This window comes from Ornithinibacillus contaminans, assembly GCF_001038425.2.
Taxonomy (GTDB): Bacteria; Bacillota; Bacilli; order Bacillales; family Amphibacillaceae; genus Ornithinibacillus; species Ornithinibacillus contaminans.
Window position 1 is genome coordinate 1 of sequence record NZ_LDPV02000049.1, and the last position, 14446, is coordinate 14446.

The following is a 14446-nucleotide window of genomic DNA, read 5'->3' on the forward strand; positions in this document are numbered from 1 at the left end:
CCCGCAGTGAGGGTGCTACTTGAATAACCTTCTTCGTTCCCTTGCGCTGAGGAAGCATACTCCGAAGCGATACTAGCAGACACAGGCGCACTGCTTTTCAGCGCGAGGAGGCTCAGCAGCCCCGCGGCAAGGTAGACACTGCGAGGTAGTTTCGAGCAGATGTCACCCCTGTGCTGGAAGTGAAAGCGAAGTATATTCCCGGAGCGGGTATCGTGCTCCAACGTTTCTATTTTATCTAACCATTAACACTTATGTCCCAGTCCCGGTTGTAAGTGGTGTTAATTTTGATTCAATCTCTGCTCGTTGGTTTTCCAAAAATGGAGGAAGCGCAAGTGTTTCCCCGAGATGATTGATAGTTTCATCAGTAGCAAATCCAGGTCCATCTGTGGATAGTTCAAACAGGATTCCATTTGGCTCGCGGAAATATAAAGCTTTAAAATAATAGCGGTCAACGACACCGGAGTTCGGTATTCGTGCATCCACTAAACGCTCCTGCCACATCGCAAGTTCCTCATCATTCTCTACACGGAAGGCAACATGGTGAACACTACCTCTTCCAGGTCTTTCTTTTGGAAGGTCACTTCTTACTTCCAAATGTACTTCTGCGCCAGTTCCTCCCTCACCTGTAGCAAAGACAAGGATATCTTCCTGCCCGTCAATCGGAGAAGGATACTTGTCGGTTTGTTGGAAGGATAAAATCTCGGTTAACACGTTAATCGTTGGCTTGGGGTCTGGAACGGTAAGTGTAACGGGACCAAGGCCGACAATTCCATGCTCAACAGATGCCTGGCTATGCTTCCAGGGATTCCCGCCTGAAACCCCTTGATTAGTTTCATCAGAAATTAGAACAAGACGTTGATCTTCATGATCACGGAAATGGATTACCTTTCGCTCGCCCTGAGTGGTTATACCATCATAATCTACTTTATAGTCATTAAAACGATTTTCCCAATACAGAAGTGCGTCATCATTAGGAACACGTAAGGCTGTCCTAGAAATACTATGATTTCCTTGGTGTGTCCTACCAGCATTGGAAATCTCAAAGAATGTTAGATCTGTTCCAGGACTGCCGGCTTCATCCGCATAAAACAAATGATACATGGCTGGGTTATCTTGATTAACTGATTTTTTAACTAATCGCATTCCGAGTATGGTTGTGTAAAATTGATGATTTTTTTCTGCGTTTGCAGTAATAGCAGAGACGTGATGAATACCTTTTAAGTACATAAAGAGGCCTCCTTGTCATTTGTCTCGAATTCGAGATAAATACATTGTATCCAATCTGATTAATTTTGTCTAGGCTATGGTTATTCCGGAGTTTCAGCTTTTGGGCGGAATCCGCGTTGGAGCTGTTTGATGGATAATCCAAAGGTCATTTGTAAATGGGGGTAATCCTTAAAGCTGTCCCAATCACCACCCCATTCGAAACCAAGCTCCTTGGCAATTGCTACCACCTCGTCCCAATCTGGGAGATGATTACCGTTTCCATCGTAATGAATATCCCAAGTAAGATTGCCATCTGCATCCTCTATCGCGAAATCAATTGCAAGTCCGTAATTATGATAGGACTCTCCGCCTCTAGCGTAGGTGACAATATCCCCGGCAGTTGTCCTACCTTGATCATATAGCTTGTTCTGTCGCTCGAAGGAACGAATCGTCTCCGTTATGATGATGGCGATATTTTCCTCCTTTGCTCGTTCCACTAGCTCGGATCGCTTTTGTTCAACTACTGGATGTAACACATTTGGGACAGGTGCATCATCCCCATAATAATCATAGCGATGGTACCCGAAGTAAACGTAGATTAATAAAATGAGTAAGAGCAGCAAGCAACTAATGATAATTGTTGGAATGATGGGTTGTCCACGTCTTTTCATGGTCGTTTCAATCTCCTTACCTAGAAGCTTAGGTTAAAAATAATGTATGCATACCCCGTTGATTATATTAGAATGAATGAGATAAGTGTATTTTGTTGGGGGGAAGTACATGTATAGTGTAATTAGCTTGTTTATTGGCTATTTGATAGGGTGTATACATGGTTCTCAGTTAATAGGAAATTATAAAAAGATTGATATAAAAAATACAGGCGTGAAAAATGCTGGCGCTTCCAATACTACCATTCTATTAGGCTGGAAATATGGAATTATTGTTGCCATCATTGATATATTTAAAGGGACATTTGCTGTTCTACTTGTTCAATATATTGTTGGTCTCGCTGACATTGCACGTGAAGATCAAATTATATTCGCTTATCTTACCGGTTTAGCTGTGATTCTCGGACATGATTATCCCGTAACGATGAAGTTTGGCGGTGGAAAAGGGACGGCATCACTAATTGGGATTGTATTGGCAATCGATTGGAAGCTGGCGCTAATTAGTATTTTGATGTTAATTGTTTTTACCTTGCTAACCGATTATCTCGTCATAGGTGTATTAGCAATGTATCTCGCTGTCTTCCTATTAACCTTTTATTTATTTGGGCTAGTGCCAAGCCTGATTGTTTTGATTTTATTTATGTTGAGTATAATGAAACATATGGAAAATTATAAACGTATTATAAAAAAGGAAGAACGAAAATTATCAAGCATGTTCCAAAAGAACTAAATTACTGGTGTGGAGGTTTCTATGGTTGATGTTATTATTTGGGTGTTAATTATAGCATTATTTATTTTGAGTTTCGTCGGTGTGATCTATCCGATTATTCCATCGGTTCTCTTATTATGGATTGGCTTTTTACTATATCAGTTTGGCATTAATGGTGATGAGTTAGGCTTTGTTTTCTGGTCGATTATGATTGTTTTCACCGTTATCTTGTTTGTCGCTGATATTGTCGCTAATAGTTATTTTGTCAAAAAGTTTGGTGGAAGCAAATGGGGAGAGCGTGTTGCGGCACTTGCCGTCATCGTTGGATCATTCATCGTTCCGCCGTTCGGTATTATCATTGTACCATTTGTCGCTGTTCTCGTGATGGAAATGTTACAAAGGCGAACAATTCAAGAAGCGTTTAAGGCAGCTGTTGGTTCATTGCTAGGCTTTTTAAGCGGAACCTTCGCCAAGGTTTTTGTGCAAATTATTATGATAATCCTATTTATTATAAATGTAATCTTTTGATGGGGGAGAAGGTTGATGACAACATTTAAAGTAGCTAAGCTTGATGACTTTACCGTAAGAGTAGCTAATGAACGAGATGTAGAGCCGATTACGAACATGTTGAAGGCAGCTGCAAGGTCATTACATGAAAAAGAAATTAAACAATGGGGATACTTACTGCAGGGTGGTGAGGATGAGGAAATTAAGGCGGACATTTCAGCTGGCAAAACATATATTGTGGAAACAGGTAGTGGGGAACCAGTGGCATCTTTTAACTTCACCAATGTACAGAACGAGTGGGATATTGATATGTGGGGGAAGCGTCAGGAGAATGCCTTTTACATCCACCGGTTCGTTGTAAACCTTACACATCAGCATCGCCAATTAGGCGGACGATTGCTGCAGTGGATTGATGAGAACCATACGATTCAAGACGGATATATTCGCCTAGACTGTGTTGCGAACAATCCGGTACTAAACGCTTTTTATCAAAAAGCGGGATTTCAGTTTGCCGGGTATGTAGGTGATGGTGACGATAGATTTTCGCTCTATGAAAAAGTGATTAAGGTAACTGCTTGACTTTCGGTATAGAGGACGATATATTTAACTTTACATATGGAAACGTTGAGAAGGATTAGTACAATGTAGTTGGTCTATTGCAGAGAGGAAATGGTTGGTGAGAATTTCCATAGACATTCATTGGAACCTGCCTTTGAGTTCGCCTTCAGATGGGTTAAAGCCTTGAAGAAGCGCGCGGTCCCTGACCGTTATCAAGTTGAGTGTGCTACTTACTTAGGCAAGATGTAAGCAGTGAACAAGGGTGGTACCACCAATCCTCGGTCCCTTTTACGGATTTGGGGTTTTTTTGTGTTCTTAAAAATTTTGTAACTATAGAAAGAGGTGCTGGTAATGGGCAAGAAGAATAAGCAGTTTGTAGAAAAAATTACAGCAATGGAAGACGACTTTGCGCAATGGTATACCGATGTTGTGAAGCAAGCAGAGCTAGTGGATTATGGGCAAGTAAGAGGAACAATGATTATTAAACCTTATGGTTATGCGATTTGGGAGAACATCAGGGATGAGCTAGATCGAATGATTAAGGAAACTGGTCACTCCAATGTTGCCTTCCCATTATTTATTCCAGAAAGTCTCTTGCAAAAAGAGAAGGATCATGTAGAGGGATTCGCACCAGAAGTAGCTTGGGTTACCCATGGTGGAGAAGAGGAGTTAGTGGAGCGTATTGCTGTTCGACCAACCTCTGAGGTGCTTTTCTGTGATTATTATTCCAAGAATATTCATTCCTACCGTGATCTTCCGAAGCTTTATAATCAATGGGCGAATGTTGTTCGTTGGGAAAAGACAACACGTCCTTTCTTGCGTTCATCAGAATTCCATTGGCAGGAAGGTCATACCGCACATGCGACTGATGAGGATGCATCGAACGAAACGGATCGTATGTTAGAAGTCTATGCAGATTTGGCTGAAAACTATTTAGCTGTTCCAGTATTACGTGGTCGTAAAACTGATAAAGAGAAATTTGCCGGTGCTAAATATACATTGACCATTGAAGCATTAATGCATGACGGGAAAGCATTACAATCTGGTACATCCCATCACTTTGGCTCTGGATTTGCTGAAGCATTCAATATTACGTATCTCGACGAAAATGGTAAGAGTCAATTTGTCCATCAAACATCATGGGGATTATCGACTCGTATCATGGGTGCATTAATCATGGTTCACGGAGATAATCGTGGTCTAGTAGTACCACCAAGAATTGCTCCAACACAAGCGATGATTGTGCCAATTGCACAGCATAAAGAAGGCGTATTGGATAAAGCATATGAGCTTCGCGATCAGTTAAAAGAGCTAGTGCGTGTTGATATCGATGCTAGCGATAAAATGCCTGGCTGGAAGTTCAATGAATATGAAATGAAGGGTATTCCAGTTCGTATCGAAATGGGACCTAAAGATATCGAGAACGAGCAAGTGGTATTAGTTCGTCGTGATACAGGTGAGAAGGAATTTGTTGCGTTAGCAGACTTAACGGATCGCTTGCCTGCACTACTAGACGAAATTCAGCAAAACCTTTATGATAAAGCATTAGCACATCGCAATGACATGACGACTGTCGCAACAACAATGGATGAATTCAAACAAACACTTGATGAAAAAGGTGGATTTATTAAAGCCATGTGGTGTGGCGATGTAGCTTGTGAAGAGAAAATTAAAGAAGTAACAACTGCTACATCACGTTGTATTCCTTTTGAAGCGGAAAAAGTTTCGGATTCGTGCGTGTGCTGTGGAAAAGAAGCGAAAGAAATGGTTTATTGGGCAAAAGCCTACTAATAAAAAAGCAAAACTCTTGGTTACGATTTTTCGTAATCAGGAGTTTTTTTATGTATAGATAATGGCTAAGCCCTGCCCTGTCTAATAACTTTTCCGATCGTAATAGAGGGATCGGTGAACAAAATAATAGGAAAAAAGTATTGTCAGTTCTAAAAAATGGTGGTATAAATATACATATGATTAAATAAATATACAAAAAGGTGAATGCAGAAATGAAAAATGACTTGAAAGAGCATTTGAATGAAGTAAACCAAGATTTATGGGGAATTTGTAATACGCTATATCAAAATCCGGAGCTGGGTGACCAAGAGTTTGAATCTATGAAACTACTTGTGACACTACTTCAAAACCATGGATTTGAAGTGGAGACAGGACTTGTCGATCGTCCTACCGCTTTTAAAGCGGTGTTTCCTAGTGGAAAACCCGGTCCAACTATTGCTTATCTGGCAGAGTATGATGCATTACCTGGTGTTGGTCATGGCTGTGGTCATAATTTAATCGGCACAATGAGCGTTGGGGCGGGGATTGTTTTAAGTAAGCTTGCCCATGAAACTGGTGGCAGTGTCGTTGTATTAGGTACTCCAGCAGAAGAAACAAATGGTGCTAAGGTTCCGATGAGTGAGCAAGGAATCTTTGATGATATTGATGTCGCAATGATCCTTCATCCGAGTGACCAATCCTATGTAAGTGGCGATTCACTTGCGATGGATGCGATCCAATTTGCTTATACTGGAAAAGCTTCACATGCTGCAGCCTCACCGGAACAGGGAATAAATGCATTGGACAGTGTTATCCAATTATTTAATGGCATCAATGCACTAAGAGAACATTTACCAACGGATGTGCGTATTCACGGCATTATCTCGGAGGGAGGGAAGGCTGCAAACGTAGTACCAGATTATGCAGTTGGCCAATTTTACATCCGAGCCAAGGAACGATTCTATTTAAATGAAGTCGTTACAAAGGTCATCAATATAGCACAAGGTGCAGCACTCATGACTGGTTCATCACTTGAAATTTCCAATTATGAGTTAAGCTATGATGACATGATTACGAATCAAGCCTTGTCTGAAGCCTTTTCTAGTAATTTAAAACAAACGAGTGATTTGCCAATCTTACCTGCGAAGCAATCTTACGGATCGATTGACATGGGTAATGTGAGTCAAGTAGTTCCAGCCATTCACCCATACATTGGGTTAAATAAGCCAGGATTAGTTGCCCATACGAAAGAATTCGCCGATCAAACGATTACGAATGATGGATACGGGACACTTACTTCCGGCGCATTAGCCTTAGCGTATACAGGCTATGATATTTTAACAAATGACAAGCTCTATCAAGAAATTAAAACAGAATTCCAAAACAAAACGAATGGCATACCAAAAAATGTATAAACATTAATTTGAATTTATAATCATGAGGGAGAGATACCAATGAAAAATGCAATTATAAAAGGTTTTATGTTTATTTTATTCGTTAGTTTGTTAGCGGCGTGTGGGTCTGGAGATGCAAATTCATCTGCAGAAGGAAATAATGATTCTGGGGAGAAAAAGGTATTGAAAATGGCAACCTCTGCTGATTTCCCACCATTTGAATCATATGATACAGAAGGGAATTTCGTTGGTTTTGACATTGCTTTAGCCCAATCTATAGCCGACGAGTTAGGGTATGAACTAGAAATTGAGGATATGGACTTTGATGGACTAATTGGTTCTCTTCAAGCAAAGCGTGTTGATTTAGTATTATCGGGTATGAGTGCAACCGATGCGCGTAAAGAGAATGTAGATTTTTCAACAGAGTACCATCGCTCTGGTGAGATGTTTATCTCCAAAACAGATGCTGGTATTGAAGACTTAGAAAGCTTAGAAGGTAAGATTGTTGGCGTACAGCTGGGAACGATTCAAGAAGAGGGTGCAGACGAGCTTGCATCTGAATATGGTTTTGAAGTGAAGAAAACGGACGATGTTAGTATTTTAATTCAGGAAATGAATTCGAATCGTATTGATGTAGCATATATGGATAAGACAGTCGCATTAGGATATATGGAATCTCAAGGCTTTGCGGGGTTTGATGATCCGACATCCAGCTCTCCGGGAATGGCGATTGCCTTTCCAAAAGGAAGTGCTATTGTGGAAGAGGTTAATGCGGTGTTAGCGAAGTTTGAAGAAGATGGAACGCTACAAAAATTAAAAGATGAATGGCTAGCAGAAGAATAAGTTGTACAACTAGAAAGCGAGGTGTGAAGGCGTGAATTTGGACTTTAGCCAAATCGTGCCTTCTATTCCTTTTATATTAGAAGGAATTGGGGCAACGTTAAAATTTGTAAGTGTAGCGATCATTCTTGGATTATTACTAGGAACGGTATTAGCTTTATTTAAGATAAGTAAACGTCGGTTTTTGAAATGGCCTGCAGATGCCTATACTTCTGTATTTCGTGGGACACCATTGATTTTGCAATTAATGATTATTTATTTTGCGGTACCACAGTTGACAGGCTACGATATTGGGGTGTTTTTAAGTGCTGTGTTAGCATTTGGTCTGAATTCAGCAGCTTATGTATCGGAAATTATCCGGGCGGGTATCTTGGCGGTTGATAAAGGACAGTTTGAATCAGCAGAAGCTCTAGGGATACCCTATCGACCGATGATGGTGAATATCATATTACCGCAAGCTTTAAAAAATATTCTACCAGCGTTAATGAATGAATTTGTGACATTGACGAAAGAATCTGCACTTGTTTCAACAATTGGGTATATGGATTTAATGCGCCGAGCGGAAATTGTTGGGGCGCAATTATACCGTAACTTCGAACCGTTATTATTTGCCGGAATTATTTATTGGGTGATGATATTTATTTTAACCAATATTGGTAGCTTGGTTGAACGGAGGATGAGACAAAGTGATTAAAACGATTGATTTAACAAAGAGATTTGGTGACAATACGGTTTTAAAGCAAATTACAACAACCATTAATCAAGGTGAAGTTGTTGCGGTAATTGGTCCTTCTGGTTCTGGAAAATCGACGTTTCTGCGCTGTCTAAATCTTTTAGAAGAACCATCTGAAGGGTATATTTGGATAAAGGATCAAGAAATTACGAATCCCAAGGTGAACAAGCTAGAAGTGCGTAAAAATATTGGGATGGTGTTTCAGCATTTTCATCTATTTCCACATATGACAGTTTTGGAAAATGTTATCTATGCACCAACTAAAGTGAAGAACATGAAAAAAGAACTAGCAGAAAAGATTGCGAAAGAACTACTGACAAAGGTTGGTTTAATGGACAAGATTGATGCGTATCCGAATCGACTATCAGGTGGACAAAAGCAGCGGGTTGCGATTGCGAGAGCATTAGCGATGGATCCGGAAATTATGCTATTTGATGAGCCTACTTCGGCACTGGATCCAGAAATGGTTAAAGAAGTATTGGATGTTATGAAGGATCTTGTGGATACTGGAATGACGATGGTCGTTGTTACTCATGAGATGAATTTTGCCAAAGAAGTGGCTGACCGCATCATTTTTATGGATGACGGGAAGCTGATGGAAGAAAGTGATCCACAAACCTTCTTCGCTAAACCAAAAACAAAACGTGCAGAGGATTTCTTAGCGAAGGTGTTGTAAGAAAAAAACTCGATGAGTTCGTTCTCATCGAGTTTTTTTGTGTAGTAATTTCTCTATATCCTCTTTTAGCCGATCTGGTGTTGTTTGTGGGGCATAGCGCTTGATGGCATTTCCGTTTTGGTCAATAAGGAATTTGGTGAAATTCCACTTGATTTCCTTTGTTAACAAGCCTTTAGCTTCGGCTGTTAGGTATTGGAATAGCGGATGGGCAGTCGTTCCTTTGACATCGACCTTCTGAAACATTGGGAAAGTAACACCGTAATTTTTCTTGCAAAAGCTGTTAATTTCTTCGCTTGAACCAGGATCTTGGTTTCCGAATTGATTACAGGGGAAACCAAGTACTTCAAAGCCATCCTTCTGGTAAGCTTCATAGAGTGCTTGAAGTCCTTCGAATTGAGGGGTAAAGCCACATTCGCTTGCGGTATTGACAATCAGTAAGACGTTACCTTTGAAATCTTCAAGACTTTTTTGTTCGCCATTTATGGTCTCAGCAGAAAATTGGTAAATGCTCACGCCTAATCCCTCCCTATCGTTAAGAAAAGCATAACAAAAAAATGAAGGGCACACAAAAGAAAAAGACGACCAAATAAATGGCCGTCTAGGAATTAAGCTTGTTGTGCTACTTTTTCTTCTTCAGCAATAATGTCTAGTCTGCGCTGAACTTCTTCAGGAGACAGATTATGCTCTTGAATATAAAGGTTGCGCGGGCTTACACGACATTCATGTGTGCATCCTCGCATATATTTATGCTCGTTTTCTTCTGAGCAGAGAATTTGTTTATTACATTCAGGATTTGCACAATTTGCGTAACGTTCACATGGTTTTCCATCAAAGTAGTCTTTACCAACTACAACATGCTCTTTACGGTTAATAGGAACAGCAATACGCTCATCAAACACATAGCACTGTCCATCCCAAAGCTCACCTTGAACCTCTGGATCCTTACCATACGTTACAATACCACCATGTAACTGTGCAACATCTTCAAAGCCTTCTTTAATCATCCAGCCAGTGAATTTCTCACAACGAATTCCACCAGTACAGTACATAAGGATTTTCTTTCCTTCAATCAAATGTTTGTTTTCACGAACCCATTCTGGTAAATCGCGGAAGTTATCGATATCTGGATTTAATGCGCCTCGGAAATGTCCTAATTCATACTCGTAGTCATTACGTGTATCAAAAATAACGACATCATCCCGTTGCATCTCTTCGTACCATTCTTTTGGTGATAGGAACTCGCCAGTAAGTTTCTTTGGATCCACATTCTCTTCATCGTCCAAACGAAGTGTCACAAGCTCCTTACGTGGTCGAACATGCATTTTCTTGAATGCATGACCATCATGTTCGTCAACCTTGAAGGTTAAGTCCGCAAAACGAGGATCGTTATGCATCATTTCCATGTACTTGTTCGTGTTTTCAATTGTTCCAGATACGGTACCGTTAATACCTTCTTTTGCTACTAGAATTCTACCTTTTAATTCCGTGTCTTTACAGAATTGTAAGTGTTCTTTCGCAAATGTTTCTGGGTCTTCGATTTCTACGTACTTGTAATACAGTAATACGCGATAATCTTTCTTTTCCATTTTTTTACCACCTATCATTCATATTTGCAAGATATAAATGTTGGTAGTTGTTATTCACTTTTTATTATCTTGCAAGAGTATAGTTTAACAAGTTTCAACAAAAATTTCAATACCATTAATTCGTATTATGCATCAGGTTTTTCTTATGAAAAGGTTGGTGGATATGGAATGATAATTTTTTCTTAAAAATTTGTGATTTACTTGATTTTTTTTTCCTAAAAGGGTAAAGTTATTAGTAGCAAAAGGAAATTGAAATTTGTAATACTTTACGTTCTCTTTATCAGAGTAGGTGTAAAAGTATTAATGATTCAATTATACTTTGCAAGCTATTTGGATAAGGAGGTCATATAAATGACTGGTAAAGTAAAATGGTTTAACGCAGAAAAAGGTTTCGGTTTCATCGAGCGTGAAGACGGAGACGATGTATTCGTACACTTCTCAGCTATTCAATCTGAAGGTTTCAAAACGCTTGAAGAAGGTCAAGACGTTGAATTTGAAATCGTTGAAGGTAACCGCGGACCGCAAGCAGCTAACGTTACAAAACTATAATAAACATACAACCACAGGGCTTATCTCAAACGAGATAAGCCTTTTTCTGTTTTACGTAAATTAGACGAATTGGGGTGAGCAAATGGAAACGTTTGATTGGAATGAAGCTGCGAAGGCAGAATGGGATAATCGAGCTGGGTTTTGGCGTGAAAGAAGCCAAACTATGTGGGAGCGAGGAAGTAGGAAGGATATTATCCCGTTTATGGTAAAACATGTAGCAAAAGGTAGTACGATATTGGATATAGGCTGTGGAGATGGATATGGCACATACAAATTACGTCAATTAGGATATGATGTCATTGGTGCCGATATTTCAGTAGCAATGATTGAAAAGGCGAAGGAACAGCTACCGAAAGAAGTTCCATTACTACAAGCGGATATTGGCAATTTACCATTGGCGGCTGAATCTGTGGATGGTATTATGTGTATTAATGTAGTGGAATGGACAGAAATTCCCGCACACTCCTTAAAAGAACTTCGTAGCATATTGCGTAAGGGTGGTTTGCTTTGTATCGGGATTTTGGGTCCTACCGCAGGACCGAGGGCCAGTGGCTACCGACGTGTTTATGGTGAAAAGACGATTAGTCATCCTATCATGCCATGGGAATTACATAAGCTCGCCAAAGAAATGAAATTTGAACTACGTGATAGCTTTGGTGTCTATAAAGATGGCGTGACAGAAAAGCATTATAAAGATTTATCAATAGAACTAAAACAAGCCTTATCCTTTATGTGGGTATTTATGTTTGAGAAGGTTGGTGATTAAAAGTGGATAAAAAAGCGATTGAAGAGCAAGTGATTGAGAACTATCAAAACGACGAGAAGATGATGATATTAATTTTTGCGCAATGGTGTGTAAACAATGGGTTAGATCCAGAAGAGTTGTATCGTGATGCCTATCCGGGACAACTCAAAAATCCAGCATTAGCAGAGGCATTAGCATTAACCGTTCCCAAAAATGAAGCAGAGGAAATATCGGATCAAATTGTAATCGATGTACTGCAGCTTTTTGGGAACGATGATTTGGCCTTTGTGGTACAAGCTGAAATCGCTAAGCGAAGCAGCTAAAATGATGCATTAAAAAGCTTGATAAGTGCTTGGGTACCGCTATCGGCTTCCCCTTTTTCGGCAAGCTCTTGATAAAGGGATAAGGAAAGTGAGAGACCAGGAGTCGAAATTCCGAGTTCCTTTGCAGATTCAATGGCAATGGTCATGTCTTTAATAAAATGTTTCACGTAAAAACCTGGTTCGAAATCACCGGCTATCATTCTAGGTGCGAGCCTAGATAACGAAAAGCTACCAGCAGCACCTGTTGTGATGCTGTCAAGAACACGAGTAGGATCTAATCCTGCTTTCTGGGCATAGGTGATCGCCTCGCAAACACCGATCATATTGGTGGCAATTGCAATTTGATTACTTAATTTCGTATGCTGTCCCGCTCCTGCTTGTCCTTGTAAAATAATATTTTCGCCCATCACTTCAAAAATTGGCAAGACAGCATCAAATGCTTCCTGGTCTCCTCCGACCATAATGGCGAGCTTTCCACTTCTCGCACCAATGTCTCCTCCTGATACCGGTGCATCCAACGCATGGATTTGCTTTTCCTTGGCATGCTGATAGATCTCTTTAGCAAGGGTTGGTTTTGAGGTAGTCATATCCACGATGTAGGTACCAGGTTTGGCATTTTTGATTATCCCGTTAGTCCCGAAATATACTTCTTCTACGTCTTTAGGATATCCAACGATCGTTATAATTACGTCGCAGTCTTTGGCAAGCACATTTACGGATTCCTTCCAGGTTGCCCCAGCCTCAAGGAGAGGAAGTGCTTTATCCTTTGTTCTGGTATATATAGAAATCGGATAGCCTGCCTTCTGTAAATTATGTGCCATGCTTCTCCCCATAACTCCAGTACCAATAAACCCAATCTTTGATTGTTTAGTAAGCATTTTAAGAACTCCTTTGATTATTTTTACTATATAATTAATTTCGACACTAGAAGTATAAAATCCTTCCAGAGGAGTGAAGAAGATGGAGTGGCATGTAAAGAAATTCCATGACATGGAAATCGATGAACTATACGCGTTATTAAAAGCAAGAGTGGATGTATTTGTCGTTGAGCAAAATTGTCCCTACCCTGAATTAGATAATTATGATCAAGAATCCGTGCATTATTATGTCACTGTAGATGGCAAAATCGCAGCAAATGTTAGATTGCTCCCGAAAGGATTGAAATATGAAGATGCTGCCTCAATCGGACGAGTATTAGTTGTAAGCGAGTTCCGTGGAAATGGTTATGCTAGGATTTTATTAGAGAAGGCGATCCAGTACATTTGGGAAAACTGGAGGGAAGAAGTAATTAAGATACAGGCTCAAACATACTTGAAGGATTTTTACGGTTCGCTTGGATTTGTGCAAATTTCAGAGCCTTATTTGGAGGATGGGATTCCACATATTGACATGATCAGAGCGCAAAAATAGAGAATCGTTACGATGCTTTTACACATAGTATTAGTAGCAACCTTTTTCATCGCAGGCGGAATTATAAGGAGGCTACTACATGATTTCGAATGATCAAATCAATCAGTGTAAACAGGCATTGTTAGCGAGACAAAATGAACTAATCCCCCATGTTGAGGATCACTTTGGGAAGTCGCTGGAGTTAGCGAAGGAATCAACTGGTGAGTTATCTAATTATGATAATCACCCAGCTGATTTGGGGACTGAGTTATTTGAACGCCAAAAGGATATTGCGTTGAATGAGCATGCAGAGAAGGAATTGGAGGAAATTAATGCAGCACTTCATGCGATTAATGAAGGAACGTATGGGATATGTAGCGAGTGTGGTGCAGATATTCCTTTTGAACGACTACAAGCGATTCCAACCACAGATCGCTGTGTTTTGCATGCTAATCGTGATACATTTGAACGAAACCGTCCTGTTGAGGAGGAAGTCATTAGTCCAAACATTAATCCGGATGAAGTAACGGATGAAGAACAGGTAGGTTATGATGCAGAGGATGCCTGGCAAGAGGTCAGTCGTTACGGAACGTCTGAAACCGCTGCTGATTTCTATGGTGATCAGGATAATTACGACGACATGTATCCTAATAGTGATGAAAATGTTAGTAGTGTAGAGGACATTGAAGAATTCATTGCTGCAGACCAGCGCGGGAAATTTACAGGTGTTACACCAAATCATCACAAATATGAGGATCAGTTAGATTTAGAAGAATAATTTTAGAGGATGCAC

At 40.1% G+C, this 14446-nt stretch carries 18 protein-coding genes and 1 other annotated feature; of the genes, 13 read left to right on the top strand and 5 right to left on the bottom strand.

Features of this window, described 5'->3' with window-relative positions; all coding sequences use genetic code 11:
- Window positions 1-249: 249 nt before the first annotated feature.
- On the bottom strand, window positions 250-1227 hold the full coding sequence (locus tag JF53_RS12845) for a ring-cleaving dioxygenase (protein ID WP_047980996.1): 978 nt from the start codon (window positions 1225-1227) through the stop codon (window positions 250-252).
- An 80-nt stretch (window positions 1228-1307) separates the two neighbouring features.
- Window positions 1308-1877, bottom strand: a complete 570-nt coding sequence (locus JF53_RS12850; protein ID WP_047980997.1) for a M15 family metallopeptidase — start codon at window positions 1875-1877, stop codon at window positions 1308-1310.
- A 109-nt stretch (window positions 1878-1986) separates the two neighbouring features.
- Between JF53_RS12850 and JF53_RS12855 the strand changes: the two genes are divergently transcribed.
- The 8 genes from JF53_RS12855 (at window position 1987) to JF53_RS12890 (ending at window position 9061) form a co-directional block, all read left to right on the top strand.
- Window positions 1987-2604: a glycerol-3-phosphate acyltransferase gene (locus JF53_RS12855; protein WP_047980998.1), complete on the top strand. Its 618-nt coding sequence runs from the start codon at window positions 1987-1989 to the stop codon at window positions 2602-2604.
- A 21-nt stretch (window positions 2605-2625) separates the two neighbouring features.
- Window positions 2626-3111, top strand: coding sequence for a DUF456 domain-containing protein (locus JF53_RS12860; protein ID WP_047980999.1), 486 nt, complete (start codon window positions 2626-2628; stop codon window positions 3109-3111).
- 15 nt (window positions 3112-3126) lie between these two features.
- Window positions 3127-3669 carry a GNAT family N-acetyltransferase gene (locus JF53_RS12865; RefSeq protein WP_047981000.1) on the top strand — a complete coding sequence of 181 codons (543 nt, stop codon included), beginning with the start codon at window positions 3127-3129 and terminating at the stop codon, window positions 3667-3669.
- A gap of 36 nt (window positions 3670-3705) precedes the next feature.
- Window positions 3706-3938: a binding site (T-box leader), on the top strand.
- Between the two features lie 61 nt (window positions 3939-3999).
- Window positions 4000-5439 carry a proline--tRNA ligase gene (proS, locus tag JF53_RS12870; RefSeq protein WP_047981001.1) on the top strand — a complete coding sequence of 480 codons (1440 nt, stop codon included), beginning with the start codon at window positions 4000-4002 and terminating at the stop codon, window positions 5437-5439.
- A 212-nt stretch (window positions 5440-5651) separates the two neighbouring features.
- Window positions 5652-6833, top strand: coding sequence for a M20 family metallopeptidase (locus tag JF53_RS12875; RefSeq protein ID WP_047981002.1), 1182 nt, complete (start codon window positions 5652-5654; stop codon window positions 6831-6833).
- A gap of 39 nt (window positions 6834-6872) precedes the next feature.
- On the top strand, window positions 6873-7655 hold the full coding sequence (locus JF53_RS12880; RefSeq protein WP_201777908.1) for a transporter substrate-binding domain-containing protein: 783 nt from the start codon (window positions 6873-6875) through the stop codon (window positions 7653-7655).
- A 31-nt stretch (window positions 7656-7686) separates the two neighbouring features.
- Entirely contained in the window at window positions 7687-8346 is a 660-nt protein-coding gene (locus JF53_RS12885; RefSeq protein ID WP_047981003.1) for an amino acid ABC transporter permease, read from the top strand.
- A complete protein-coding gene (locus JF53_RS12890; protein WP_047981004.1) occupies window positions 8339-9061 on the top strand; it encodes an amino acid ABC transporter ATP-binding protein in 723 nt (240 codons plus the stop codon). Before JF53_RS12885 ends, JF53_RS12890 begins: the two co-directional genes overlap by 8 nt.
- A 24-nt stretch (window positions 9062-9085) precedes the next feature.
- On the opposite strand, the gene JF53_RS12895 is transcribed toward JF53_RS12890, so the two are convergent.
- Window positions 9086-9574: a glutathione peroxidase gene (locus JF53_RS12895; RefSeq protein ID WP_047981005.1), complete on the bottom strand. Its 489-nt coding sequence runs from the start codon at window positions 9572-9574 to the stop codon at window positions 9086-9088.
- 92 nt (window positions 9575-9666) lie between these two features.
- A complete protein-coding gene (gene trhO / locus JF53_RS12900; protein WP_047981006.1) occupies window positions 9667-10647 on the bottom strand; it encodes an oxygen-dependent tRNA uridine(34) hydroxylase TrhO in 981 nt (326 codons plus the stop codon).
- Window positions 10648-10998: 351 nt separating this feature from the next.
- Here trhO and JF53_RS12905 point away from each other — a divergent pair, with 351 nt between their 5' ends.
- From JF53_RS12905 to JF53_RS12915, 3 genes are all read left to right on the top strand, one after another.
- Window positions 10999-11196 (top strand): cold shock domain-containing protein, encoded by a 198-nt coding sequence (locus tag JF53_RS12905; RefSeq protein WP_047981007.1) that lies wholly within the window; start codon window positions 10999-11001, stop codon window positions 11194-11196.
- Window positions 11197-11278: 82 nt separating this feature from the next.
- Window positions 11279-11962 carry a class I SAM-dependent methyltransferase gene (locus JF53_RS12910; RefSeq protein WP_047981008.1) on the top strand — a complete coding sequence of 228 codons (684 nt, stop codon included), beginning with the start codon at window positions 11279-11281 and terminating at the stop codon, window positions 11960-11962.
- A gap of 2 nt (window positions 11963-11964) precedes the next feature.
- On the top strand, window positions 11965-12264 hold the full coding sequence (locus JF53_RS12915) for a hypothetical protein (protein WP_047981009.1): 300 nt from the start codon (window positions 11965-11967) through the stop codon (window positions 12262-12264).
- Here JF53_RS12915 and JF53_RS12920 read toward each other — a convergent pair.
- Window positions 12261-13142 (bottom strand): NAD(P)-dependent oxidoreductase, encoded by an 882-nt coding sequence (locus JF53_RS12920; protein WP_047981010.1) that lies wholly within the window; start codon window positions 13140-13142, stop codon window positions 12261-12263. The two genes, JF53_RS12915 and JF53_RS12920, sit on opposite strands and share 4 nt — an antisense overlap.
- 82 nt (window positions 13143-13224) lie before the next feature.
- On the opposite strand from JF53_RS12920, the gene JF53_RS12925 reads away from it, so the two are divergent.
- Complete coding sequence (locus tag JF53_RS12925; protein WP_047981011.1) at window positions 13225-13674, top strand: GNAT family N-acetyltransferase; 450 nt, start codon at window positions 13225-13227, stop codon at window positions 13672-13674.
- A 79-nt stretch (window positions 13675-13753) separates the two neighbouring features.
- A complete protein-coding gene (locus tag JF53_RS12930) occupies window positions 13754-14431 on the top strand; it encodes a TraR/DksA C4-type zinc finger protein (RefSeq protein WP_047981012.1) in 678 nt (225 codons plus the stop codon).
- The last annotated feature ends 15 nt before the right edge of the window (window positions 14432-14446 follow it).